Raw genomic sequence first — 23,181 nt, 5'->3', positions numbered from 1 at the left:
CCCGTGCCTAGCGTTCTTCCCCTCGGCGACCCGGCGCCGGCGGACGGGCTGCTGCCCGCCCAGGCGGGCGAGGGCGCCGATCAGCGAGCATTCGGGCTGTACGTGCACATCCCGTTCTGCGCGGTCCGCTGCGGGTACTGCGACTTCAACACCTACACCGCCACGGAGCTGGGCGGCGGGGCCTCCCAGGACGCCTACGCCGCCACCGCGATCGCGGAAGTGGAGTTCGCCGCCGCGGCCCTGAAGGGCAGCGGCCTGCCCGGCCGCCCCCTCAGCACGGTCTTCTTCGGCGGCGGCACTCCCACCCTGCTGCCGGCGGAGGACCTGGCGCGCATCCTCAGCGCCGCGATCGACGCCTGGGGACTGCAGCCCGGCGCCGAGGTGACCACCGAGGCGAACCCCGATTCCGTCACGCCCGCATCCCTGCAGCTGCTGGCCGACGCCGGGTTCACCCGCGTTTCGTTCGGCATGCAGTCGGCCGTGCCGCACGTCCTGAAGGTCCTGGACCGCACCCACACGCCCAGCCGGGTGCCCGAGGCGGTGCAGTGGGCGCGTAATGCCGGGCTCTCGGTCAGCCTCGACCTCATTTACGGGACGCCGGGGGAGTCGTTGGCGGACTGGCGCTACTCGCTCGAGACCGCACTGTCCTACGCCCCCGACCACATCAGCGCCTATGCCCTGATCGTTGAAGACGGCACCAAGCTTGCCGCGCAGATCCGCCGTGGCGAAGTGCCGGAAATCGACGACGACGACCACGCCGCCAAATACGAACTCGCCGACGAACTGATTTCCGCCGCCGGGCTCAACTGGTACGAGGTCAGCAACTGGTCCCGCACCCCCGAACAGGCCTGCCGGCACAACCTCGCTTACTGGCGTGGGGACGACTGGTGGGGCATCGGGCCGGGGGCGCACTCGCACGTGGGCGGTGTCCGCTGGTGGAACGTCAAGCACCCCACCGCCTACGCCAACCGCCTCGGCGCCGGCGCCTCACCCGCCGCCGGACGCGAAACGCTGGACTCTGAAACCCGTAACGTGGAACGGGTCATGCTCGAGGCCCGGCTCAATTCCGGGCTCGACATCCCAAGCCTCGGCGGCCTGGGGGACACCGGCAGGCACGCTGTGGCGGGGCTGATCGCGGACGGCCTCGTGGACCCCGCGGCGGCTTTCAAAGGCAGGCTCATTCTCACCCTTAAGGGCCGGCTGCTGGCCGACGCCGTCGTCCGCAGGATCCTGCCGGACTAGTCTGCCGGCAAAACTTCCACGACTTGGCTGCCCGCATCAGCGGCCACAACACCCTGCCGCACAAAAGAGAGCCGGCCGCTGCCCCTGACGGGCGGCGGCCGGCTCTCGTGCTTGGGTCCGGGCCGGCTATTTGATCCAGCGCAGGTTGAACTCGTAGCGGTGCGGCTGGCCGCGGTTGACGTGGATGCCTGCCGCCACCGAGAAGCACGTCACGGCGATCCAGATCACCGTGGCGAGCACGGCGAAGAGGTTGCCCACCACCGGGATGAAGACCAGCAGATTGGCCAGTACCGCGGCCAGGGTCGGCGGCAGGGTGAAATTGAGGGCTTCCTTGGATTCCTGTGCCGTGAACGGGCCGCGGTCCTTGAAGATGAGGTAGATCAGCAGCGACGGCACGCAGCCCAGGATGCCGCCGAAGTGCGCGAGCGTGGCCCACTGGCGGTCCTCGCTGGCCGTCAGCGGCAGCGCGTTTGCCGGAACGCCATGGTACGGGGGCTGGCCATGGCCAGCCTGATTGCCCGTGTGTTCGCGTGCGTTATCTGCCACGGTGTAGCCCTTCGGATTGCGGTGATGCGTTGCTGCCTGGGTTGTGCCTGAAATAGCCGGGACCGCACTGGAAGCGCGGCCGCCGTTTCAAGAATACTTGCTCGGGCAAGGAAATGGAGATCAGGGGCGGCCGCCGCGGCGGACTAGGGCACGGTGAGGAAGTCAATGACCTCTTCCACGCGGCCAAGCAGCGACGCCTCCAGATCAGCGTAGCTGCGGACAGCCCCCAGGAGTTTCTGCCAGCCGAGGCCGATGTCCTCCTTCGTGGAGTGGGGCCACCCGAAAGCCATCAGGATCCCGGTCTTCCAGTCCGTGCCGCGGGGGATCACGGGCCACTGCTCGATCCCCAGGACCGAGGGCCGGATGGCCTGCCACACGTCCACGTAGGGGTGCCCCACAATCAGGACGTTGCCTGCGGCGCCCGGTGAGGCCATGACGGCGTCGGCGATCCGCGACTCCTTGGAGTCGGCCACCAAGTGGTCTACGAGCACGCCGAGGCGCCGGCCGGGGCCCGGGCCGAAGTCCGCCACGGCGGCCGCGAGGTCGTCAATGCCGTGCAGGGGCTCGACGACGATGCCCTCCACCCGGAGGTCATCGCCCCAGACCTTCTCCACCAGCTCGGCGTCGTGCTTTCCTTCCACCCAGATGCGGCTGGCCTTGGCCACCTGTGCGCGCTGCCCCGCCACCCGCACCGAGCCCGACGCCGTGCGGCCGGCACCGGCGGCCGGTGCCGTCTTCTTCGGGGCCGGCGGCATCAGGCGGATGGGCTGGCCGTCCAAGAGGAAGCCGAAGCCGAGGCGGAAGGACCGCGACTTGCCCCGCCGGTCCTCCAGCGCCACCACGTGCATGCCGCCGGACTTCTCCACCCGGGTTACGGCGCCCACCCAGCCGGACTGGACCTCCTCGAGGACCATCCCGCGTTTCACCGGGACTTCCGGCAACTGGGTCTTGGCGGGGGCGGACAGGTCCTGGGGTCCCCAGTTCTGGTACGACATCTCTTCACGCTTACTTTGCACTCGGAATGTACGGCGGTCGGTGGAACTCTCCGGGGGCCGGAACCGGACCGCGACGGCGCGGCAACGGCAGCATCTGCCACGGTCTCGGCGCCGGCGTGACGGGAATCGCGTTCCCGCGGGCCACGCCTGGAGCGAATCCAATGCTAACAACGCGGCGACTCATATTAGACTGGTTAGCACTTAGGCATGTCGAGTGCTAACCCTTGTCCTGTGGCGGGCCGTCCGTGCACCACTGGTGTACCCGGACCGGACGCGGGGGGTGGCACCGGCTGCGGGACAGTCGATTGGAGGTGGAGCGTGAGCGAACCGCGCAAACTCGAAGTGCTGCGCGCCATCGTGGAGGACTACGTCCATTCGCGTGAGCCCGTTGGTTCCAAAGCGCTCGTTGAACGGCACCATCTCGGCGTCTCGAGCGCCACGATCCGAAATGACATGGCGGCGCTGGAAGACGAGGGCCTGATCACGGCACCGCACACGAGTGCAGGCCGGATCCCCACTGACAAGGGCTACCGGTTGTTCGTCGACCAGATCTCAGCGGTGAAGCCGTTGTCCCAGGCCGAGCGCCGGGCCATTCAGGCGCTGCTGGAAGGATCCGAGGACCTTGACGACATCCTTGACCGGACCGTGAGGCTCCTCTCGCACCTGACCAACCAGGTCGCCGTCGTGCAGTATCCGCTGCTCAGCCGCGCCCGGGTGCGGCACATTGAGTTCGTGCTGCTGGCGCCCAGGAAAGTGCTGGCTGTTCTGATCGCTGACACCGGCAAGGTGGAGCAGCGCGTGATCGACGTCGGGCAGGACATTCCCGACGACGCGCTGTCGGAATTGCGGAGCAGCTTTCTGGCCAGCCTCTCCGGTACGCCGCTGAGCCTGATGCCGCAGCTGCTGCCCGCCGTCGTTGCCGGTGGCCCGCCCGCGCGGCGCGGAGCAGCCCAGGCGCTGGCCCGCGGCCTTGAGGCCCTGGCCACGAGCAGCCGTGAAGAGCGCATGGTCATGGCCGGCACCGCCAACCTGGCCCGCTCCAATGTGGACTTCCCGCTCAGCATCGGACCCGTGCTGGAGGCCCTCGAGGAACAGGTGGTCATGCTCCGCCTGCTCAGCGAAATGGCCGAAGACCCGCGCGGCGTGACCGTCAGCATCGGCCGGGAAAACCCCTACGACGGTCTCGCCGAGGCCTCGGTCGTGGCCACCGCCTACGGGCCGGACGCCACGGCCAAGGTCGGAGTGCTTGGGCCCACCCGGATGGACTATCCCACCACCATGGCCGCCGTCCGAGCGGTGGCCCGCTATCTTTCGAGGATCCTGGGGCCCTGACGGGTCCGGGACCGAATACGACTTCTTGCCCCACAGGCAGTGCCCCACAGGCAGTACAACAAGGAAGAGATACACACTTTGAGCAGCCACTACGACGTTCTTGGAGTCTCCCGCGACGCATCGGGGGAGGAGATCAAGAAGGCCTACCGGAAACTGGCCCGGACCCTGCACCCGGACGTGAACCCCGGGGAGGACGCCTCGGACAGGTTCAAGGCCGTCACGCACGCCTACGAGGTCCTCTCCGATCCGCAGAAGCGCCGGGTCTATGACACCACCGGCAACGAGAACGGCACCGACAACGGGTTCGGCGGCGGCAGCTACTCGGGCCAGGGCTTCGCCTTCCAGGACATCTTCGAGACCTTCTTCGGCGCCGGTGGCGGCCAGGGCGGCCCGGCGTCCCGGGTCCGCCGCGGCCAGGACGCGCTGATCAGCGTCCGGATCGACCTCCGCGATGCGGTGTTCGGCGTGAACAAAAAGCTCGAGGTCGACACGGCCGTCATCTGCCCCACCTGCGAGGGGTCCTGCTGCCGGGAGGGCACCCACCCGGTCCGCTGCGACATCTGTGGCGGCAGCGGTCAGGTCCAGCGCGCCGTGCGGTCCATCCTGGGCCAGGTCATGACGTCCGCCCCCTGCGGGTCTTGCGAGGGCTTCGGCACCGTCATCAAGGACCCGTGCAACGAGTGCAGCGGCCAGGGCCGGATCCGCAGCCGCCGCTCGCTGACCGTCAAGGTCCCGGCCGGCGTGGCCACCGGCACCCGCATCCAGCTGTCCGGCCAGGGCGAGGCCGGCCCTGCCGGCGGCCCCGCCGGGGACCTGTACGTGGAGATCAGGGTCAACAACGACGCCACTTACGTGCGCGAGGGCGATGACCTGCACGCGAGCCTCAACATTCCCATGACGGCGGCCGCCCTCGGCACCGAAATATCCCTCGACACCTTCGACGGACAGCAGGAGATCGACGTCAAGGCCGGCACCCAGTCCGGCGAGATCATCACCCTTCGCGGTCTCGGCGTCACGCACCTGCGCGGCCACGGCCGCGGCGATCTGAAGGTGCACCTGCAGGTGGAAACACCGGTCAAGCTCGATCACGTCCAGGAGGAACTTCTCCGCCAGCTGGCCAAGCACCGTGGCGAGCACCTCACGGAAGGAAAGCTTGCGGCCAGCGGCGGCGTCTTCGCCAAACTGCGGGACCGGCTCGGTAACCTGTAGCGGTGAGTAACCCGGTCTTCTTCACCGCCCCAGGCACCCTGGACCAGCAGGTCCCCGGCTCGGCCTTCGTCCTCGAGGGAACCGAGGCCCGACACGCCGTCACCGTCAAACGGATCGGCGTCGGCGAAGCGGTCGACATCGCGGACGGCGCAGGCAAGCGCCTGACCGGCACCGTGACAGCCGTCGCTGCCGGGGAGCTGAGCGTCGAATGCGTGGACCTGGCTGAGGAACCACGGCCAGGAACACGGCTGGTCCTGGTCCAGGCCCTGGCCAAGGGCGACCGCGATGAACTGGCGGCCGAGACCGCGACCGAGTTGGGCATCGACGCAGTCATTCCCTGGCAGGCCGAGCGGTCCATTGTGCGCTGGAAGGCTGAGCGGGCCGCGAAGGCGCATGCCAAGTGGCAGTCGGTGGTGACGGCAGCCGCCAAACAGGCGCGCCGGGCATGGATTCCCGAGGTCCGGGCCGCCGTCGACGGCGCCGGGCTGCAGGCGGCCGTAACGGCGGCAGACCTCGCCGTCATCCTGCACGAAGACGCCGTGCGCCCGCTGCGGCAGGTACTCGAGGCCTGGCTGGAAAGTGTTGGGCCCGGCGATGTTGTGGCAGATGATGCCGGATCCCGTGAGGTCCTGCTGATCGTGGGTCCGGAAGGCGGCATCAGCCCGCGGGAGGTGACCCGGCTTTGCGACGCCGGTGCAGTTACGGCCCTTTTGGGGCACCATGTGCTGCGTTCGTCCACGGCCGGGCCCGCCGCCACTGTGCTGGCCAGCGACATCCTCGGCCGCTGGTGACCTGCGGCAGCCGCCGCCGCAAGTGACGTGATGCCTTGTTGAGGTGACGGCTACTTGACCGTGAACCCGCGGGTGTCCTGGAATACTTCCTTGGCGCTGTCGGATGCGTCCACCTGGGACACCCGGACCTCGTAATTGCCCGGGCCGAGGTTCACGGACAAGGTGAACAGCCCGGGCCGGGCTGCATCGGCGGAGGCGGTGGCGCTGCCGTTGAGATACGCGGTCTTGGCGTTGTCGCCGTCGCCGTCGACCTTGAGGATCGCCCAGCGGAGCTTCCCGCCCTGGACGGTGCTGCGGCCGCTGATCTTGACCGAACCGTCGGCCACGGACGTGCCCTCCTGCGGATCAATGATCCACACTGGTGCCACCATCCCGGCGCTGCGGGAGGTCGGCTCGCCCAGGCGGACATGGTTGAAGGCGACGTAGTCGGTGTGACCGTCCACCAGCACAACCACCTGGACCTGCTGTCCGGCATCGATGAGGCCGGCGCTGGCCGCGGCAGCTGTCGCCGTGTAGACGAGCTGCTGGATGGCGCGCTCGGCCATGGCCGCATCCACGTTGCTGTTGAAGGCATCAGCGGAGACATCCACCGTGATGACGTTCTTGCCGGAAATCGACGTCGCCAGCTTCTTCGGATTTTGCCAGGGCGTGAAAAAATCCGGGTCCAATGGCTTCTGCGACATCATGACCCGCAGGGCGCGGGTGACGGGATTGTCCTGATCCGGAACGTCGCGGAACTCGCGGTAGAGAAACGCGTTGTCATTGCCACGGCCGATCCAATACACCGGAGCCTTGTTCGACGTCTGGGCAGTCTCCAGCGGTGCGCTCGTGGTGGGGGCGCCCGACGCCGGGGCGGGAATGAGCTCTGATGGGCTGCTGGAATTTGTGATGCCGCTCTGCGGCGTCGCCACGCAGCCGGACAGGACGAGCACGGCAGGCAGCGCCAACGCCAACGCGACGCGGCGGACGCGCCCCGCCGATGGCTGCTGAACTCCACGCTTCCTGATGCCGCTGTCCCTTCGTCGTACGCCCCGCGCTCCGCGGTGATGATCCGTTTGTAGCCGTCGTCGGCCGTAGACGGCCGCCCCATCCCTCACCGGCCGGAGACCGGCCCGGCGATCCCGGGACAGCCGGATTCCAGCATGGCACACGGGCGCGGCGCGGCAGCCGGGTTTGGGCCCTGGCGCCGGAACTGCAACGGGAACGATATGAGGCCGATACAAAGTTGATACCTAATGGCGTCCGCTTGTGGTTCCTGGCACTGACATGGTCCGGCCGCGTCTCCATGCCTGCTGTGCCAGGAGCCCGACGGTGAACTGGCACGGCAGGCACTATCCTGCGATGAGTTCCTTGACAGGCCCCTCGTGCAGGGCCAGGTAGACGTCGTCCCGGATCCGATTCGCCTCCGGGTCTGTCATGGTCCGGGCGAGGGGACGCAGCACCAGGCGTATCAGTGCATTGGCCTGCCCATCGCTGAGGCGGAGTCGTTTCCTCGCCGCTGCGGGGAGGTCAGCGTAGGGCGTCAGGGCCAGGAGTTCGACACTTTCCAGATCGTCGGCCTTTGCGCCCAACGCTGTTCGCACCCGGTCTCCAAGCACTTCGGTATCCAGATCAGCGGGCACGGGAGGGCACGTCGACGACGGCGAGTCCGGCCAGGCGTGGTGGAGAGCCGATGCTTGCAAGGGATGTTTAGGGCACACTGGTGGCGTGAGCGGAATCCCATGGGTGCTGCACGTCGATCTCGACCAGTTCATCGCGGCGGTTGAAGTGCTCCGGCGGCCGGAGCTTGCTGGCAAGCCGATCATTGTCGGCGGTCGGGGCGACCCCACGGAACGCGCCGTGGTGTCGACGGCATCCTACGAAGCGAGGGCATTCGGCGTGGGTTCCGGAATGCCCTTACGCATTGCGGCCCGGAAAGTGCCCGATGCTGTGATCCTGCCCGTCGATCAGGAGGCTTACCTCGCGGCGTCCGAAACGGTCATGGCTACCCTGCGCGCGCAGCCCGGCGCCACAGTGCAGGTGCTGGGGTGGGATGAAGCTTTTGTAGGCACCGAGACAGAGAATCCGGAAGCCTACGCCCGGCAGGTGCAGGCCGCTGTCCTGGAGCGAACGCAGCTGCACTGCAGCGTGGGCATCGGCGACACCCTGGTACGAGCCAAGGTCGCCACCGGTTTCGGCAAACCGGCCGGCGTCTTCCGTCTCACTGCCGCGAACTGGCTCGACGTCATGGGCAGTCGGCCCACCAAGGAGCTCTGGGGCGTCGGAACCAAGGTGTCGGGCAGGCTGGCCAAACTCGGCATCAACACAGTGGCCGAGCTAGCCGCGTCCGACCCCCGGGACCTGGTCCCGGAGTTCGGCCCCAGGATGGGACCTTGGTACGCGGAGCTCGGACGCGGGGACGGCGCCAGCGTTGTGGACGACACCCCGTGGGTTGCCCGCGGGCATAGCCGGGAGACCACCTTCCAGCGCGACCTGACTGAACCCGCCCAGATCGACGACGCCGTGAGGGAGCTGACAGCGCGCGTCCTGGAGGATGTTGTGGCCGAAGGTCGGCCCGTGGTTGGGCTGACCCTCAAGGTCCGGTACGCGCCGTTCGTCACCAAGACCCACGCGAGGAAGCTTCCCGAGACATTCGACCGGAACGAAATCCTCGCGCAGGCGTTGGACCTCGCAGCCGGAATCGAAGCAGACCGTCCGATCCGGCTCCTGGGCCTGCGGGCCGAAATGGCAATGCCCGACGATGCCCGAAAGGGACATACGCCGACACGCGGCGGCTGGTGACGGCGTCGCTTCCTCCCCGGTGCGGCGTTCCGCCGGCCGGCCGCAAAATGACCCTGGGAAGCCCTCAAGTCAAAGTTAGGCTGGGACGATGGAATATCAGATCCGCCAGGCCGCGGTCGAGGACGCTGATGCCGTGGTTAGGATGCACACCCTGGCCCATGAGGAATGCTACGGGCACCTATTGTCCCCGGCGTTCTTCGATGCCCGCCGTGCCAGCATGCCGCTGCGCGTGGAAAAACGCCGGCCGTATCTGGACAGCGCCCAGCCGCGAATCATCGCCATGGACGAGAGCAATGAAATAGTTGGATTTGCCGACGCAGGCACGGGGCGTGACGATGACCTGCCCGGCGAACTTGAGCTTTACTCCATTTACACTCTGAGGCGCACCCATGGCACTGGGCTCGGGGTCGCCCTGTTGAAAGCCGCCCTCGGCGATTTACCCGCCTACCTGTGGGTCCTTGAGGCCAACGTGCGCGCTCAGGCCTTTTACGTCAAGAACGGTTTTCAGCCCGATGGGACGCGTAAGTTGCTTTCACCCGAGTGGGAGGAACTACCTGAAATACGGATGGTCCGCTCCGACATTTAGCCGGGCAGGGGCCACGCTAAACGTCGGCTGAGGTCACCCTTCGTTTCGTGCGTTATCAGGTGGTGCTGACCGACGAAAAGACGAGCGAATCCTGCCACTGTCCACGAATGAGTTTGTCCGCCCTCCGCACTCCTACCGGGACCAATCCGATCTTTTCCAGCACCCTCGCAGAAGCGGTGTTTTCAGGTCTGCAGGTTGCGGTAATGTCCTGCAGTTTGAGAGTTCCTTGGCCGAACCTGAGGAGGGCGGCTGCGGCCTCAGTGGCATATCCGCGCCCCCAGTGGTCAGCATCAATCACGCACCCCAGCTCGCCCCGGCCACGATCAATGCCGAGTCCGACAGAACCAAAGGCTTCGCCCCTGGGAAAAGTGACAGCAAGAGTGAAGTTTGTCCGGTTCGAACCGCGTTGCGCCGCCGAGCACATTTTAAGGAATTCCAGCGTTTCGCCGGTTGTATTCGGTCCCCAGTCCACGTATTCGGCGATCCTCAAGTCGGAAGCGAATGAATGTACCGCAGCGAAATCATCCAGGGTGTACTCGCGCAGCAGGAGACGATCAGTCTGCAATTCCATGTGTCCATCATGCCGGAGCCGGCGCAGCGGCCTGGCGGGCCGTGGGTCAAAACCTGAGAATGTTCAATTCCGCGGCCGGTTCGAAACCAAGCCGTGCATAAAAGCCGCGTGATGCATCGGAGGGGGAAAGCACCATCCGTACGGCCTTGATGCCTTGCGCGAACTGGATCGATGCCTCCACGAGCCGGCCTCCGATTCCGGCGTTCCGAAACTCCGGGAGCACGTAGGCGTTGCCCAGATAGACCCACCGGGACGATTCCGTTCCGGGTTTGGGCATCCGCTCGAAAATCATCAGGTTGAGCATCCCGACGAGTTCGCCGCCGTAGTCGGCCACAAAGAACTTTCGGGGACTGGCATTCATCCACTCCATGAAGACGGCGTCGAAGGTGGGATCGTCCATGGGCGCGGGGTCCTGTTCCGCCGCCCACGTGGCCCTTAGCGTCGCAAGGCCGGGCACATCGTCTGGGCGCCCTTCGCGAATGATGAACATGGAAGTACCCTACTTTGGCGGGGCGCCCGCCTCCCACTGAAGGTCCGCAGGGCGACCTCGAAGAAGCGGCACGACGCTGAGCCTGACATCGACACAAACCAGGTCGGCCTCATGATCGCGGATCAGTTTCCGGGGTGGGCCGGGCTCCGTCTGAAGCCGGTGTCATCCAGCGGGACGGACAACGTCATGCTCACGCTCGGTGACCGGCTCGTCGTCCGGCTTCCCCGCACGGCCGCCGCGGTTCCCGCGCTCTCCAAGGAGTGGAAATACCCGAGGCTTCTTGGTCCCGGCATCGCCTTCGCCTGACGCACCCGTCCGTTAGAGTCGGACAAATGAAACGGGCTGTGATCCTTGGAGGCACTGGCGTTCTCGGCCGCGCGATTGCGTGGCGGCTGATCCGTGCCGGCTGGGCCGTGGACGTGACGGGCCGGGACCGGACCAAGATGCCGGCTGACCTGGCTGCCGCCGGTGCCCGATTTATCGCCGCCGAACGTCGTGACGAAGCCGCACTGGCCGGGGTGATGGCCGGTGGTGCCGATCTCCTCGTGGACGCGGTGTGCTACACCGAGGCCGACGCCCGGCAACTCCTGCCGCACCTGGCCGCGGTGACCTCTGCCGTCATGCTCTCGAGCAAGGCTGTGTACGTTGACGCCGCCGGCAACCACGTCAATTCCGAGGTAGCGCCCCGCTTTGATGCGCCGATCCTCGAGAACAATCCGACCATGCGGCCGGGAACCGGGGACTACCAATCCCGGGAAGGCTATGGCGCCAACAAGGTGGCTGCAGAGAACACCCTCCTGGGCAGCGGCCATCCCGTGACGGTGATCCGGGCGTCCAAGGTACATGGTGAGGGCGCGGCCCTGCCCCGGGAATGGATGTTCGTCAAACGGGTGCTCGACCGGCGCCGGGCCGTGTTCCTGGCCCATGCTGGGCAGGGCGCGGACCACACGACGGCAGCGGTGAACACGGCGGCCCTCGTGGAACGGGTTGCCGCCGTGCCCGCGGCACGAATCCTCAACAGCGCCGATCCAGATGCGCCGAATGCCCGGCAGATCGCCGCAGCAATTGCCCGCTACCTGGGCCACCACTGGGAAGAGGTGCTTCTGGATGACAGCGCACCCACGGGCCTCGGTGACCATCCGTGGGATTTCCGGCCTCCGCTGGTACTGAGCACCAAGGCCTCCCTTGACCTCGCCTATGAACCTGTTGGGACATACGCTCAGACCATCCCGCATCAGGTGGACTGGCTGGTGAAGGCGGCAGCGGCCGGAGCCATGCCGGGAACCGGCGATCCGTCCCTCAAGCACTATCTCGACTACTCCCGTGAAGAGCAGTTCACCGCTGGTTCGACCCTGCGAACACGCCAACGTCCGCTCTGAGGGACTAAGTGTTGAAGACACGAAGGGTTTGTCGACGAGGATGGCGGCCTGTGGATGTTTTTCCTTGGCCCTCGGTGAACGCACCAACTGGGCGCGCATCACAAAGCCTTGTTCGGTGAACCGGAGCGCCACCTCTTCGGGTGCGTGCAGTTCCGCCCGGAGCTGGACGTCGTGTCCGTAGGCACGGTCAATCGTGCGGTGGCCGCTGCCGGCGTGGAAGGCGACGAGCGCCGAACCGCCAGGGCGGAGCGCCCTCCAGAACTCGCGCGCGATCGCCGGCAGCGCCGTCGGGGGAGAGTGGATGATCGAATACCAGGCGAGGACGCCGTCCGCAGCTGCGTCCGCTTGGGGCAGGTCCGTCAGCTCTCCCAGCTCGAACGACAGCCCGGGATGCAGTTGTTGCGCGATCCGGACCATTTCGGGCGACAGGTCGACTCCGCTGACGTTCAGCCCCGCCTGGCCGAGATAACTGCTCATTCGTCCGGCACCGCATCCGACGTCGATCACCTTCCGGTCCGCCGTGCCGCGCATGTGGGCGATGAAGTGGTCCATCATGGCCATATCCAGCGGGGCCTCGAAACTGGTATCCGGGATAACCGCTGAATAGGTCTCGGCCACTGTGTCGTACGCGGATCTGACGTCCATCAAATTTTCCTGGTTTGCCATCAACCGAGCCTAACGGCCATGGCCGGGGAACTCCCGGTGCCGAATTCTTACGTCATGCAACGGGTCCGTGACGCGTTGTGTCGTTGCGCGACTGTGCGTTGCGGCCGGGCTTGGGAACCCGCGTCTACGGTGGTTGATTGGGGCTACCAGCGCTCGAAAGGACCCGCCATGACGGAACATTCTGACCCCAGCCCGAAGGCACTCCGCCACATTCTCGGACACTTCGCCACCGGCCTGACGGTGATCACCGCAGCAACCCAGCACGGGCCGGCCGGTTTCACATGCCAGTCCTTCGCCTCCCTGTCCCTGGAGCCGGCCCTGGTCACTTTCAGCCCCGCACGGACATCGAGCACCTGGCCGCTGCTGCGTGCGGCGGGACGGTTTACCGTGAACATCCTGGCCGCAGAGCACCAGCATCTGGCGGGGCAGTTCGCGCGCTCGGGGACGGACAAGTTCGCCGGCGTCGGCCATTCGCCCTCGCCGCTGGGCAACCCCGTCCTGGATAACGCCCTGGCCTGGGTGGATTGCGAACTCCACCAGGAGTACGACGGCGGCGACCACACGATCGTCGTCGGCGCCGTCCGCGCCCTGGGCGCCCGCCCCGACGCTGAGCCCCTGCTCTTCTACAAGGGACGCTACGCCGGCGTCGGGTCCCGCGCCGGCGCGCTGGAGAGCGCGGCCTGACCGTGTCGGAACCGAAGGCGGAACCGAAGCCGGAGCGGGAGCCGAAGCCGGAGCGGGAACCCGGCAAAGCGGAACAGCCGTGCCCGGCAACAGGTGCCCACTGGCTGGAGGGGTGGGTCGTCTTCGGAAACGCCTACCCGTAACAGCCGGCGCCGGATCCCCTCCGGCGTCGGCCGCGCCGCGCTGGCGTAAGATGGAAGCACCCGTAGACCCTGGCCGCGGGCGGTGCGAACCGCCGTCGGCACGGATCACGGCGACAGACCATATTCATACTGGAGGGGACCAGAGGCCCGCGGGCCAACACCATGACTGAAGCAGCGAACGGCAAGGCCCGGTTCAGCGCCCGAGAACGCACCGCAGGGGAATTTCCCCACTCCCTACCAGGGCTGCGGACGGAGGTGGTCTTGTTCGACGACTCAGAGCAGATGGTCCAGTCGCTGGGCAGCCATGACGAAGCCTTAAGGTTCATCGAAAACCAGTTCCCCGCCGTCGATTTCCACGTCCGGGGCAACGAGCTCGCGATCAGCGGTCCTGCCGCCGACGTGCCGCGCATCATGCGGCTGCTCAACGAGGTGCGCGGGCTGGTGGCCCGAGGCACCGTCATCACCCCGGCCGTGCTGCAGCAGCTCGTCTCCCTGCTGCGCAGCCAGTCGCTGCAGAACCCCGTGGAAGTGCTGACCACCAACATCCTCTCCACCCGCGGGAAGACCATCCGGCCCAAGACGCTGAACCAGAAGAACTATGTGGACGCGATCGACGCCAACACCGTGATCTTCGGGATCGGTCCCGCCGGTACCGGCAAGACCTACCTGGCAATGGCCAAGGCCGTCCAGGCCCTGCAGCAGAAGGAAGTCAGCCGCATCATCCTGACCCGTCCCGCTGTCGAGGCGGGGGAGCGGCTCGGCTTCCTGCCGGGCACCCTGAGCGACAAGATCGACCCCTATCTGCGGCCCCTGTACGACGCCCTGCACGACATGATGGACCCCGAATCCATTCCCCGCCTCATGGCCGCCGGCACCATCGAGGTCGCCCCGCTGGCCTACATGCGGGGCCGCACGCTTAACGATGCCTTCATCATCCTCGATGAGGCGCAGAACACCACGCCCGAACAGATGAAGATGTTCCTGACCCGTCTGGGCTTCGGCTCCAAGATGGTGGTCACCGGCGACATCACCCAGGTGGACCTGCCCTTCGGCACCCGCTCGGGGCTCAGGATCGTCGAGGAGATCCTGCAGGGGATCGAGGACGTCAACTTCTCGATCCTGGATGCCTCCGACGTCGTCCGGCACCGCCTGGTGGGGGATATCGTCAACGCCTACAGCATCTGGGACGAAGTCCAAAGGAACCGGGTCAAGCACTCCGTTGCCCGGGAAACGCGGGGAGAACACGCATGAGCATTGAGGTCAACAACGAATCCGGCGTCGTCGTGGACGAGGCCGGGCTCGTGGCGCTGTCGCGTTTCATCTTCGAAAGCCTTTACATCCACCCGCAGGCGGAGCTGTCCATCCTGCTCGTGGACGAACCGGCCATGGAAAAGCTGCACCTCGAACTGATGGACGAGCCAGGCTCCACCGACGTCCTCTCCGTCCCCATGGACGAGCTGACCCCGGGCACGCCGGACAAGCCGACGCCGCAGGGCATGCTCGGCGACATCGCCATCTGCCCCCAGGTAGCCGAGGTCCAGGCCCGCAACGCCGGCCACTCCACCCAGGACGAGATGCTGCTGCTGACCACGCACGGCATCCTTCACCTGCTGGGTTATGACCACGCCGAGCCGGAAGAGAAGGAAGAGATGTTCGGGCTGCAGCGCGAACTCCTGACCGCCTTCACCGGCAAAGCGGCCCCGTCCGAGACGGTTCAGTGACCCCACTGATCCTTGCCGGCATGGCGCTGGTGTTCCTTAGCTTTGCCGCAGTGCTGACCGCTGCCGAGTCCGCGTTCAACTTCCTGCCCCGGCACGACGCCGAGCAGGCGGTCCTGAACAGCAGAGGCACCTCGCTCAAACGCATCCTGGCCCAGCCCGTGGGGCACATGCGCGCCCTGCGGTTCTGGCGGGTCTGGTTCGAGATGGCCGCCGCCGTCGCCGTGACCGTGCTCCTTTACAGCATGCTGGACAACGTCTGGCTGGCCGGGCTGGCGGCCACCGGCATCATGGCGCTGCTCGGCTTCGTGATCGTGGGGGTGTCCCCTCGGCAGCTCGGCCGGGTCCACTCCGCCGCCCTGGTCCGGTTCAGCGCCCCGCTCGTCCGGTCCCTCTACGCCGTGCTCGGCCCGATTCCGGGCTGGCTGGTGCGGCTCGGCAGCGTCGTAGCGCCCGGCGCGCCGGCCGACAGCGAGGCGTTCTTCAGCGAGGAAGAATTCCGCGAACTCGTGGACCGGGCCACCGAGTCCGACGTGATCGAGGACAACGAGGCCGAGCTGATCCAGTCGGTCTTCGACTTCGGGGACACCCTGGTCCGCTCCGTTATGGTGCCCAGGACCGACATCCTCACGATCGACTCCGGATCCAGCCTGCACCGGGCGATGTCGCTGTTCCTGCGCTCCGGGTACTCGCGGATTCCGGTCATCGGCGAAAACACGGACCAGATCCTGGGCATTGTGTACCTGAAGGACGTTGCCGCCTCGCTCCACAACCTCGGCCCGCACGAGGAACCGCCGGTGGTGGACGAGGTGGCCCGCGAGGTCCGCTACGTGCCGGACTCGAAGCTCGTCAGCGACCTGCTCCGCGAACTCCAGAAGGAATCCACGCACGTTGCGATCGTCATCGACGAATACGGCGGAACGGCGGGGCTGGTCACGCTCGAGGACCTCATCGAGGAGATCGTCGGCGAAATCGTGGACGAATACGACACCGAAAGCGCCGAGGCCGTGGCACTGGGGGACGGAAGCTACCGGGTCAGCGCCCGCATGAGCATCGATGACCTCGGCGAACTCTTCGACCTCGAGCTCGACGACGACGAAGTAGACACCGTGGGCGGCCTGCTGGCCAAGGCCCTCGGGCGGGTGCCGATTGTCGGCAGCACCGTCCAGGTCCACGGACTGTCCCTCCGCGCCGACAGGCTGGAGGGCCGGCGGAACCGCGTCAGCCACATCATTGCGGCCGCCGTAGCAAAAGAACAAACTGACCTTGAAGACCTTCTCGACGAGGCCGCACCAATCCAACAGGGAGTCTCACGTGAGCAAGCAGAATAAGTCCGACGGCGACGCAGCCTACGGCGGCTACCGCGCCGGTTTCTCGGTGCTGGTCGGACGGCCCAATGCGGGCAAGTCCACCCTCACCAACGCCCTGGTCGGCCAAAAAGTCGCGATCACCTCGGCCAAGCCCCAGACCACGCGCCACACAATCCGGGGCATCGTGCACCGGGACGACGCCCAGTTGATCCTCGTTGACACCCCGGGCCTCCACCGCCCGCGCACGCTGCTGGGGAAGCGGCTGAACGAACTGGTCGCCGATACCCTCGCCGAGGTCGACGCGATCGGCTTCTGCCTGCCGGCCAACGAGAAAATCGGCCCGGGGGACAAGTTCATTGCCGCCCAGCTCGCCGCCATCCCCAACAAGCCCATCATCGCGATCGTGACCAAGGCCGACACCGTCGACCGGCAGGCCCTCACCGAGCAGTTGCTCGCCGTCGCCGCCCTGGGCCGCGAGGTCCTTGGCGAGGACGGCTGGAAGGACATCGTCCCGGTCTCCGCCACGGACGGCTTCCAGGTCGACACCCTTGCCGACGTCCTGATCGGTCACATGCCGGCGTCGCCGCCGCTGTATCCGGACGGTCACCTGACGGACGAGCCGGAAGCGGTGATGATCGCCGAACTCATCCGGGAAGCAGCCCTCGAAGGCGTCCGCGACGAATTGCCGCACTCCCTGGCCGTCGTCGTCGATGAAATCGTTCCGCGGGAAGGCCGGCCCGAGGACCGCCCGTTCCTGGACGTCCGCGTCAACCTGTACGTCGAGCGGCCCTCCCAGAAGGCCATCATCATCGGCAAGGGCGGCGCCCGGCTCCGCGATGTCGGCACCAACGCGCGCAAGGCGATCGAGGCGCTGCTCGGTGCCCGGATCTACCTTGACCTGCACGTCAAGGTCGCCAAGGACTGGCAGCGCGACCCGAAGCAGCTCGTCAAACTGGGCTTCTGAGACGCGCTGTTCTTAGGCCGCTATTTTGACCGTTGGCCCTTTCCCGCCGCTCCCAAGAGAGGGCCATCGGCGTTTTCTCAGATTCGGACTCTAAAATGGGCTGACTCCCCGTTCGTTTAGGAAGGCTCAACAAGTGGTTCGACCCCGTGACAACCGTGCCGACGGATCCGCCCCGCCGGCCCGGTCAACAGCCGCTGCCCGGCACACGGCCGATCCCGCCGTTGGCCCGGCCCGCCACCTCGGCTCCGCCCGCCGGACCCCCACCTGGCTGAAAATCTTCACGGGCGTGGTGGCCGTGCTCTTGGTCGGCGTGATCGCTTTTGGCGCCTACTGGACCATCCGGCTCCAGGGCAACCTCACCAAGGCCCCACTGAGCGCCGGCAGCATCAAGACCGAGGGTGCCGTGAACGATTCGACGGACCGGATGCAGATCCTGATCCTCGGCTCGGACACGCGCGACGGGAAGAACTCGCAGTACGGCACCAGCGATGACGCGACCGGATATGGGCACTCGGACGTGATGATGCTGATGGACATCTCCGCGGACAACAAGCGGGTCAACGTCGTCAGCTTCCCCCGCGACCTGCTGGTCGACATCCCCAAGTGCAAGGACCCGAAAACCAACAAGGAGTACCCGGCCCAGACCGGCGTCATGATTAACTCGGCGATGTCCGAGGCCGGCATCGGCTGCGCCGTGGACACCGTCAACAAGCTCACTGGCCTGGAGATCGACCACTTCATGATGGCCGACTTCAACGCCGTCAAGGAACTCTCCAACGCCGTGGGCGGCGTGTCAGTGTGTGTCAGCGACGCCGTGTATGACCCCGACTCTAAGCTGCGCCTGCCCAAGGGCACCTCCACTGTCCAGGGCGAGCAGGCATTGTCGTTCGTGCGCACCCGGCACGCCTTCGGCGACGGCGGCGACCTCGGCCGGATCAAGGCCCAGCAGGGCTTCCTGTCCGCGCTGACCCGGAAAATCAAGGACGACGGCACCCTTACCAACCCGGCCCGGATGCTCGGCATCGCGGACGCGATCACCAAGAACCTGACCATCGACGACGGCCTGGCCTCGGTGCCGACGCTGCTGACCGTGGGCAACCGGCTCAAGAACATCGACGTCGGCAAGGTAGCTTTCGTGGCCACGCCGACAGTCCCGGCCGAAACGGACATCAACCGGCTGCAGCTGGCCGAGCCCGCGGCATCCCAGCTGTTCGCCGCCATGCGCAACGACGTGGACCTGACGGATCCGACCGCGAAGCCGAGCGCTTCCCCGAGCGCCAGCGCCACGCCGACGCCCAGCCCCACTGCCCCGGCCTATGACAAGACCCTGCAGCCCGTCACTGTGGCCAACGGCTCTGGTGTTCCGGCCCGGACCCAGGAGATCATGCAGGCCATCAAGGGCGCCGGCTTCACCCAGGTGGGCCAGTTGACTGCTCCGCCCGTCGCCGCGACGGCGGTCTACTACGGTGCGGATTACGCTGACGTGGCCGGGGACGTCGCGGCCCTGGTCGGTGTGGCGCCGGACCGGGTGCTCCCGGCCGCCGGAGTTGCCGGTGTCCAGGTCTACCTGGGCAGTGACTTCGCGAACGGGACGCCGACCGCCGCCGCCGCTGCCCCGCAGCTGCCCAAGGACATCGTCAACCAGACAGCCGGCGACACCGTTTGCCAGCAGGCCAACCCGGCACTGATCACCCGCTGACCCGCCAGCCAGGAAGGCCCCCGTTCAGATTTTCCTGAACGGGGGCCTTCTTTTGTCATGGATGTTGGACGGCGGCCTTTGGAGGCTCTTCCACGTCCTGCTGGGTCGTGGCACACGGCGAGGACCTCAACGGCGCACCCGATAGCGCAGGTGAAGCACCCGGTTGCCCTGAATCACCACGTCGGGATCCTCCAGCAGGTGCTGTGCGTGGACCGACCCGAAGTAGCGCTTGCCGGACCCGAACACGACGGGTACGACGTCCATGCGCACCTCGTCGACCAGGCCCGCGGCAAGCATCTGGCCACCGACATCACCAGCGGCGACCTCGACGATGCGGTCACCCGCAAGCTCTTGCGCCTTGGCCATGGCTGCCTCGACGCCGTCGACGAAGTGAAACGGCGCCTCGGGGTCCCAGCCCTCGGGCTGCGGCCGGTGCGTCACGACGACCACGTGATCGATCCCGCTCGGGGGTTTCCCGTCCCAGCCGTCCGTCAGGTCGAAGACGTGGCGGCCGACGAGGGTCGCCCCGATCTGGTCCCAGTACGGCCGGGTGTAGTCGTAGGAGGCCTGGGACACCTTCACCCCGCCGCTCTCGTCCAACGGGACGTCACCGTTGGACAACCAGTCGAACAGCGGTCCGGGCTGGTCATTCTCGTCCGCGATGAAGCCGTCCACCGACACCGAGCTGTACATGACCACCTTGCCCACGGGGCACTCCTCTGCTTTGGGGTGCCCCCACATTAGCGTGCCGCGAGCTGTCGCTCCAGTAAGAAATCAAGCGGCCGGCAGCGGCGACGAGCTCCTTGAACCGCTGTGCCAGATGAGTGCTGCTGACACCGCGGCTTCCGCAACCGGAAGCACTACCGACTACGCATGCTGCTCATCGGCGGCGGACTGTCCCACCCCCACCTCGGGTAGGAAGAGCGCCTTTGGAGGTGCTGAATCGGCACCGCATCCGTCACAGCGGGCCGGCTCCGTGGCCGTCGGAAGGGTGTCTGCCGCCGTGTGGGGGACCGTGCAGCAGATGTCGCCGCGCCAGGCGTTGATGCCCTCCCGGAGGGCGATCGCGGCGATGACCAGCGCAGCGCCGGCATCGGCCCACCACCAGCCAAGGGTGCTGTTCAGCACCAAACCCGCGAGCAGGACTGCCGACAGATACGTGCAGAGCAGGGTCTGCTTGGAGTCAGCCACCGCCGTGCGTGATCCGAGCTCCCGGCCGGCCCGGCGCTGGAGCCAGGACAGGACCGGCATGATCACCAGGCTCAGTGCGGCAATCACGATGCCCGGGGTCGAGTGCTGTGCCTCGCCGGCGCCGAGAAGTGACCTGATTGCCTCGGCGGAGACAAAGGCCGCCAGCGCGAAGAATGAGACAGCGATAATCCGCAAGGTGAGGTGTTCACGCCGTTCAGGGTCCTTGGTGGAAAACTGCCACGACAGGGCCAGCGCCGACGCGACCTCAATGATGGAATCCAGGCCAAAGCCGAGGAGCGCCGACGAGTCCGCCGTACCCCCGGCCCACAAAGCCACAACGGCCTCGATGAGGTTATAGCTGATGGTGGCCGCCGCGAACAAGCGGATCCGGCGGCTGAGGACGGCGCGGCGGGCCGGGCCCGGCGACAGTTGGAGGGAAGCCATCACAGCGTGCACGTCCCGTCGGGTGCGCAGCAGGCCGGGTCCACCGCCAGCACGACGCCCAGAAGGTCTTTCAGGGCATGGCCGAGGCGCTGATCGGCGAGCTCATAGCGGGTCCGCCGCCCCTCCGGCACGGCAACGACCAGCCCGCATCCCCGCAGGCACGCCAGGTGGTTCGACATGCTCTGCCGGGATACCCCGAGGGAATCCGCCAGCTCCGAGGGATAGGACGGCGCAGCCGTGAGGGCAAGCAGGATTTCTGCCCGTGTCGGGTCTGACACGGCATAACCGAACCGTGCCAGCACCGGGGCATGCGTAAGAGTCTCCATCAATCGAAAGTACAGCTGTCGATGTATTCACGCAAGCGTGTAAGCACAGCCCTCCCCGGCTGGGTCGGTGCCAGTGACCGGGCCCCGGGTCACCAGATGCTGACGCGCTCCTGCGGTGCCATCCACATGCCGTCCCGGTCCGTGACGCCGAATGCCGCATGGAAGGCGTCGAGGTTCTTGGCGATGGCGTTCGTGCGGAACTCATTTGGGGAGTGCGGATCCGTCGCCAGCCGGCGGATGGCCTCTTCGGTCCGGATGACCTGCCGCCACCCCGCGGCCCAGGACGCGAAGAAACGCTGCACCCCGGTCAGGCCATCGAGCACCGGCGGTTCCTGCCCGTCGAGGCTGATCAGGTAGGCCTTGTAGCCGATGGTGAGCCCGCCCAGGTCGCCGATGTTCTCGCCCAAGGTCAGCTTGCCGTTGACCGTGTGGCCGGGGGCTGCCGTGGGGGAAAGGGCATCGAACTGCGCCACGAGCCGGGCGGCCAGCGCCTCGAACGCGGTGCGGTCATCCTCCGTCCACCAGTTGCGCAGCAGGCCGCTGCCGTCGTACTGCGAGCCCTGGTCATCGAAGCCGTGGCCGATTTCATGGCCGATCACGGCACCGATGCCGCCGTAGTTGACGGCGTCATCGGCGTCGGCAGTGAAGAACGGGGGCTGCAGCATGGCCGCAGGGAACACGATCTCGTTCAGGAGCGGATGGTAGTAGGCGTTGACTGTCTGGGGCGTCATCAGCCACTTCTCGCGGTCCACGGGCTTGCCGACCTCGTCGAGGTGGCGGTCGACGTCGGCGCTGTGCGCGCGCTCCACATTCCCCAGCAGATCGGCGGGGTCGATCTCCACCGCGGAGTAGTCGATCCACTTGTCCGGGAAGCCGATCTTGGCGCGGAAGGAGTCCAGCTTTTTCAGGGCCTCGAGCTTGGTTGCCTCGCCCATCCAGGTCAGCCCGGTGATGGACTCGCGGTACGCCTCGATCAAGTTGGCCACGAGGGTCTGCATGCGCGCCTTGTGCCCCTCCGGGAAGTGTCCGGCCACGTAGATCTGCCCGACCGCCTCACCCAGGGCCGCCTCGACCACCGCGACGCCGCGCTTCCAGCGGTCCTTGATCCGCGGCGTACCGCTCAGGGTGGTGCCATAGAACGCGAAGTTCGCGTCCACGAACTCGGAAGACAGGTACGGGGCGGCCGCGCTGACCACGCGCATGGCGAGCCATTCCTGCCAGATCGCCAGCGGTTCGGAATCCAGCAGCGAGGCCGCGCCGGAGAAGAAGTCGGGGGTGCTCACCACCAGCTCGGCGCGCTTCTCCGGCTCGATGCCGGCCGCGTCGAACCAGTCCGCCAGCAGGGGGAACAGCTCCGCGGCTTCTTTGGCGGACTTCAAGTTGTACGTCTTTTGCGGATTCCGCAATGTCACGTTGTCCCAGTGGTGCGAAGCCAGCGCAGTTTCCAGAGCCACCACGCGTCCGGCAGCCCCCTCAGGGTCGGCAACCTCCGCGAGGCCCAGCATGGCCCCCACGTGTGCACGGTAGGCCTGGACCATCGGGGCGAACTTCGCTTCCCGGTAATAAGACTCATCCGGCAGGCCGAGGCCGCCCTGGCCCGTGTAGAGCAGGACCCGGTCCGGGTTTCCGGCATCCGGGGCGGGGTAAATATAAAAGAGCCCGGACACATCGGCGCGGAACAGCCGTCCGGCCAGCGCCACGAGTTCGGGCACCGACGTCGTCGCGAACACCTGCGCCAGCCGCGCCCGGAGCGGGTCCAGGCCCTTGGCCTCGACCGCCGCTTCGTCCATGAAGCTGTTGTACAGGTCCCCGATCTTGCGCTCGATGCCGGTCGCCTTCGCACCGCGTGCGGCGGCCTGCTCGATGATCTCCTTCACCGCGAGCTCCGACGCGTCGCGCAAGGCGGTGAAGGTGCCCTCCAGCGGCCGGTCGTCCGGGATGACCGTAGTGTTGAGCCAGCCGCCATTCACATGCTGGTACAGGTCATCCTGCGGGCGGACGCTGGCGTCGATGGTGGACAGATCGATCCCCGAAAGTGGCACGGATGCTCCTTTGAGAGGCAGTCCGGCCCGGAGCGTTTGCCGGCGCACGGTCTGCATGGTGGACGTTACGGT

At 66.9% G+C, this 23,181-nt stretch carries 24 protein-coding genes and 1 pseudogene; 14 read left to right on the top strand and 11 right to left on the bottom strand.

Features of this window, described 5'->3' with window-relative positions:
- Positions 1 to 3: 3 nt before the first annotated feature.
- A complete protein-coding gene (hemW, locus tag AC1DGD_RS13050) occupies positions 4 to 1,242 on the top strand; it encodes a radical SAM family heme chaperone HemW (protein WP_476857057.1) in 1,239 nt (412 codons plus the stop codon).
- Between the two features lie 126 nt (positions 1,243 to 1,368).
- Here hemW and AC1DGD_RS13045 read toward each other — a convergent pair whose 3' ends face one another.
- Together AC1DGD_RS13045 and AC1DGD_RS13040 are read right to left on the bottom strand one after the other, a co-directional pair.
- Positions 1,369 to 1,788 carry a DUF4870 domain-containing protein gene (locus AC1DGD_RS13045; protein WP_026537291.1) on the bottom strand — a complete coding sequence of 140 codons (420 nt, stop codon included), beginning with the start codon at positions 1,786 to 1,788 and terminating at the stop codon, positions 1,369 to 1,371.
- Positions 1,789 to 1,931: 143 nt separating this feature from the next.
- Positions 1,932 to 2,783: a DUF3097 domain-containing protein gene (locus AC1DGD_RS13040; protein ID WP_476857056.1), complete on the bottom strand. Its 852-nt coding sequence runs from the start codon at positions 2,781 to 2,783 to the stop codon at positions 1,932 to 1,934.
- 318 nt (positions 2,784 to 3,101) lie between these two features.
- Between AC1DGD_RS13040 and hrcA the strand changes: the two genes are divergently transcribed.
- The 3 genes from hrcA (at position 3,102) to AC1DGD_RS13025 (ending at position 6,115) form a co-directional block, all read left to right on the top strand.
- Positions 3,102 to 4,115 (top strand): heat-inducible transcriptional repressor HrcA, encoded by a 1,014-nt coding sequence (hrcA, locus tag AC1DGD_RS13035; protein ID WP_476849274.1) that lies wholly within the window; start codon positions 3,102 to 3,104, stop codon positions 4,113 to 4,115.
- Between the two features lie 78 nt (positions 4,116 to 4,193).
- The gene (gene dnaJ / locus AC1DGD_RS13030) at positions 4,194 to 5,324 is read left to right on the top strand and encodes a molecular chaperone DnaJ (RefSeq protein WP_028276700.1); all 1,131 of its coding nucleotides are present in this window, start codon (positions 4,194 to 4,196) and stop codon (positions 5,322 to 5,324) included.
- A 2-nt stretch (positions 5,325 to 5,326) separates the two neighbouring features.
- Positions 5,327 to 6,115, top strand: coding sequence for a 16S rRNA (uracil(1498)-N(3))-methyltransferase (locus AC1DGD_RS13025; protein WP_476849273.1), 789 nt, complete (start codon positions 5,327 to 5,329; stop codon positions 6,113 to 6,115).
- 50 nt (positions 6,116 to 6,165) lie between these two features.
- Here the strand turns inward: AC1DGD_RS13025 and AC1DGD_RS13020 are convergent, their stop codons facing one another.
- Together AC1DGD_RS13020 and AC1DGD_RS13015 are read right to left on the bottom strand one after the other, a co-directional pair.
- Complete coding sequence (locus tag AC1DGD_RS13020; RefSeq protein WP_253906772.1) at positions 6,166 to 7,047, bottom strand: GerMN domain-containing protein; 882 nt, start codon at positions 7,045 to 7,047, stop codon at positions 6,166 to 6,168.
- Positions 7,048 to 7,446: 399 nt separating this feature from the next.
- Positions 7,447 to 7,698, bottom strand: a complete 252-nt coding sequence (locus AC1DGD_RS13015) for a hypothetical protein (RefSeq protein WP_476857055.1) — start codon at positions 7,696 to 7,698, stop codon at positions 7,447 to 7,449.
- A 124-nt stretch (positions 7,699 to 7,822) separates the two neighbouring features.
- Here AC1DGD_RS13015 and AC1DGD_RS13010 point away from each other — a divergent pair, with 124 nt between their 5' ends.
- Together AC1DGD_RS13010 and AC1DGD_RS13005 are read left to right on the top strand one after the other, a co-directional pair.
- On the top strand, positions 7,823 to 8,896 hold the full coding sequence (locus AC1DGD_RS13010; protein ID WP_476857054.1) for a DNA polymerase IV: 1,074 nt from the start codon (positions 7,823 to 7,825) through the stop codon (positions 8,894 to 8,896).
- Positions 8,897 to 8,984: 88 nt separating this feature from the next.
- Entirely contained in the window at positions 8,985 to 9,482 is a 498-nt protein-coding gene (locus AC1DGD_RS13005) for a GNAT family N-acetyltransferase (RefSeq protein ID WP_230009229.1), read from the top strand.
- Positions 9,483 to 9,537: 55 nt separating this feature from the next.
- Here AC1DGD_RS13005 and AC1DGD_RS13000 read toward each other — a convergent pair whose 3' ends face one another.
- Entirely contained in the window at positions 9,538 to 10,053 is a 516-nt protein-coding gene (locus AC1DGD_RS13000; RefSeq protein ID WP_476857053.1) for a GNAT family N-acetyltransferase, read from the bottom strand.
- Positions 10,054 to 10,099: 46 nt separating this feature from the next.
- A complete protein-coding gene (locus AC1DGD_RS12995; protein ID WP_476857052.1) occupies positions 10,100 to 10,543 on the bottom strand; it encodes an N-acetyltransferase family protein in 444 nt (147 codons plus the stop codon).
- A gap of 111 nt (positions 10,544 to 10,654) precedes the next feature.
- On the opposite strand from AC1DGD_RS12995, the gene AC1DGD_RS12990 reads away from it, so the two are divergent.
- Together AC1DGD_RS12990 and AC1DGD_RS12985 are read left to right on the top strand one after the other, a co-directional pair.
- Positions 10,655 to 10,849, top strand: coding sequence for a hypothetical protein (locus AC1DGD_RS12990; protein ID WP_476849267.1), 195 nt, complete (start codon positions 10,655 to 10,657; stop codon positions 10,847 to 10,849).
- A gap of 26 nt (positions 10,850 to 10,875) precedes the next feature.
- Positions 10,876 to 11,922 (top strand): NAD-dependent epimerase/dehydratase family protein, encoded by a 1,047-nt coding sequence (locus AC1DGD_RS12985; protein WP_476857051.1) that lies wholly within the window; start codon positions 10,876 to 10,878, stop codon positions 11,920 to 11,922.
- A 258-nt stretch (positions 11,923 to 12,180) separates the two neighbouring features.
- On the opposite strand, the pseudogene AC1DGD_RS12980 reads toward AC1DGD_RS12985, so the two are convergent.
- A pseudogene (locus AC1DGD_RS12980) lies at positions 12,181 to 12,399 on the bottom strand (class I SAM-dependent methyltransferase); the annotation flags it as partial.
- A 357-nt stretch (positions 12,400 to 12,756) separates the two neighbouring features.
- Here AC1DGD_RS12980 and AC1DGD_RS12975 point away from each other — a divergent pair.
- The 6 genes from AC1DGD_RS12975 (at position 12,757) to AC1DGD_RS12950 (ending at position 19,106) form a co-directional block, all read left to right on the top strand.
- Positions 12,757 to 13,272: a flavin reductase family protein gene (locus tag AC1DGD_RS12975; RefSeq protein ID WP_476849264.1), complete on the top strand. Its 516-nt coding sequence runs from the start codon at positions 12,757 to 12,759 to the stop codon at positions 13,270 to 13,272.
- 305 nt (positions 13,273 to 13,577) lie between these two features.
- Complete coding sequence (locus AC1DGD_RS12970; RefSeq protein ID WP_028276708.1) at positions 13,578 to 14,666, top strand: PhoH family protein; 1,089 nt, start codon at positions 13,578 to 13,580, stop codon at positions 14,664 to 14,666.
- On the top strand, positions 14,663 to 15,136 hold the full coding sequence (gene ybeY / locus AC1DGD_RS12965) for an rRNA maturation RNase YbeY (protein ID WP_028276709.1): 474 nt from the start codon (positions 14,663 to 14,665) through the stop codon (positions 15,134 to 15,136). Before AC1DGD_RS12970 ends, ybeY begins: the two co-directional genes overlap by 4 nt.
- Positions 15,133 to 16,464 (top strand): hemolysin family protein, encoded by a 1,332-nt coding sequence (locus AC1DGD_RS12960; protein ID WP_223917363.1) that lies wholly within the window; start codon positions 15,133 to 15,135, stop codon positions 16,462 to 16,464. Before ybeY ends, AC1DGD_RS12960 begins: the two co-directional genes overlap by 4 nt.
- The gene (gene era, locus AC1DGD_RS12955) at positions 16,448 to 17,407 is read left to right on the top strand and encodes a GTPase Era (protein WP_476857050.1); all 960 of its coding nucleotides are present in this window, start codon (positions 16,448 to 16,450) and stop codon (positions 17,405 to 17,407) included. The genes AC1DGD_RS12960 and era overlap by 17 nt, the downstream gene beginning before the upstream one ends.
- Positions 17,408 to 17,540: 133 nt before the next feature.
- Positions 17,541 to 19,106 carry an LCP family protein gene (locus AC1DGD_RS12950; protein WP_476857049.1) on the top strand — a complete coding sequence of 522 codons (1,566 nt, stop codon included), beginning with the start codon at positions 17,541 to 17,543 and terminating at the stop codon, positions 19,104 to 19,106.
- A gap of 126 nt (positions 19,107 to 19,232) precedes the next feature.
- On the opposite strand, the gene AC1DGD_RS12945 is transcribed toward AC1DGD_RS12950, so the two are convergent.
- From AC1DGD_RS12945 to AC1DGD_RS12930, 4 genes are all read right to left on the bottom strand, one after another.
- A complete protein-coding gene (locus tag AC1DGD_RS12945) occupies positions 19,233 to 19,814 on the bottom strand; it encodes a dihydrofolate reductase family protein (RefSeq protein WP_476857094.1) in 582 nt (193 codons plus the stop codon).
- A gap of 159 nt (positions 19,815 to 19,973) precedes the next feature.
- Complete coding sequence (locus AC1DGD_RS12940) at positions 19,974 to 20,741, bottom strand: cation efflux transmembrane domain-containing protein (protein WP_476857048.1); 768 nt, start codon at positions 20,739 to 20,741, stop codon at positions 19,974 to 19,976.
- Complete coding sequence (locus AC1DGD_RS12935; protein WP_476857047.1) at positions 20,741 to 21,067, bottom strand: ArsR/SmtB family transcription factor; 327 nt, start codon at positions 21,065 to 21,067, stop codon at positions 20,741 to 20,743. Before AC1DGD_RS12935 ends, AC1DGD_RS12940 begins: the two co-directional genes overlap by 1 nt.
- Before the next feature lie 89 nt (positions 21,068 to 21,156).
- The gene (locus AC1DGD_RS12930; RefSeq protein WP_476857046.1) at positions 21,157 to 23,109 is read right to left on the bottom strand and encodes a M13 family metallopeptidase; all 1,953 of its coding nucleotides are present in this window, start codon (positions 23,107 to 23,109) and stop codon (positions 21,157 to 21,159) included.
- Positions 23,110 to 23,181 lie beyond the last annotated feature (72 nt).

This window comes from Arthrobacter sp. 05T45, from assembly GCF_056395875.1.
The sequence above is the reverse complement of the archived record's forward strand: the minus strand, read 5'-3'. Positions and strand labels throughout refer to the sequence as shown.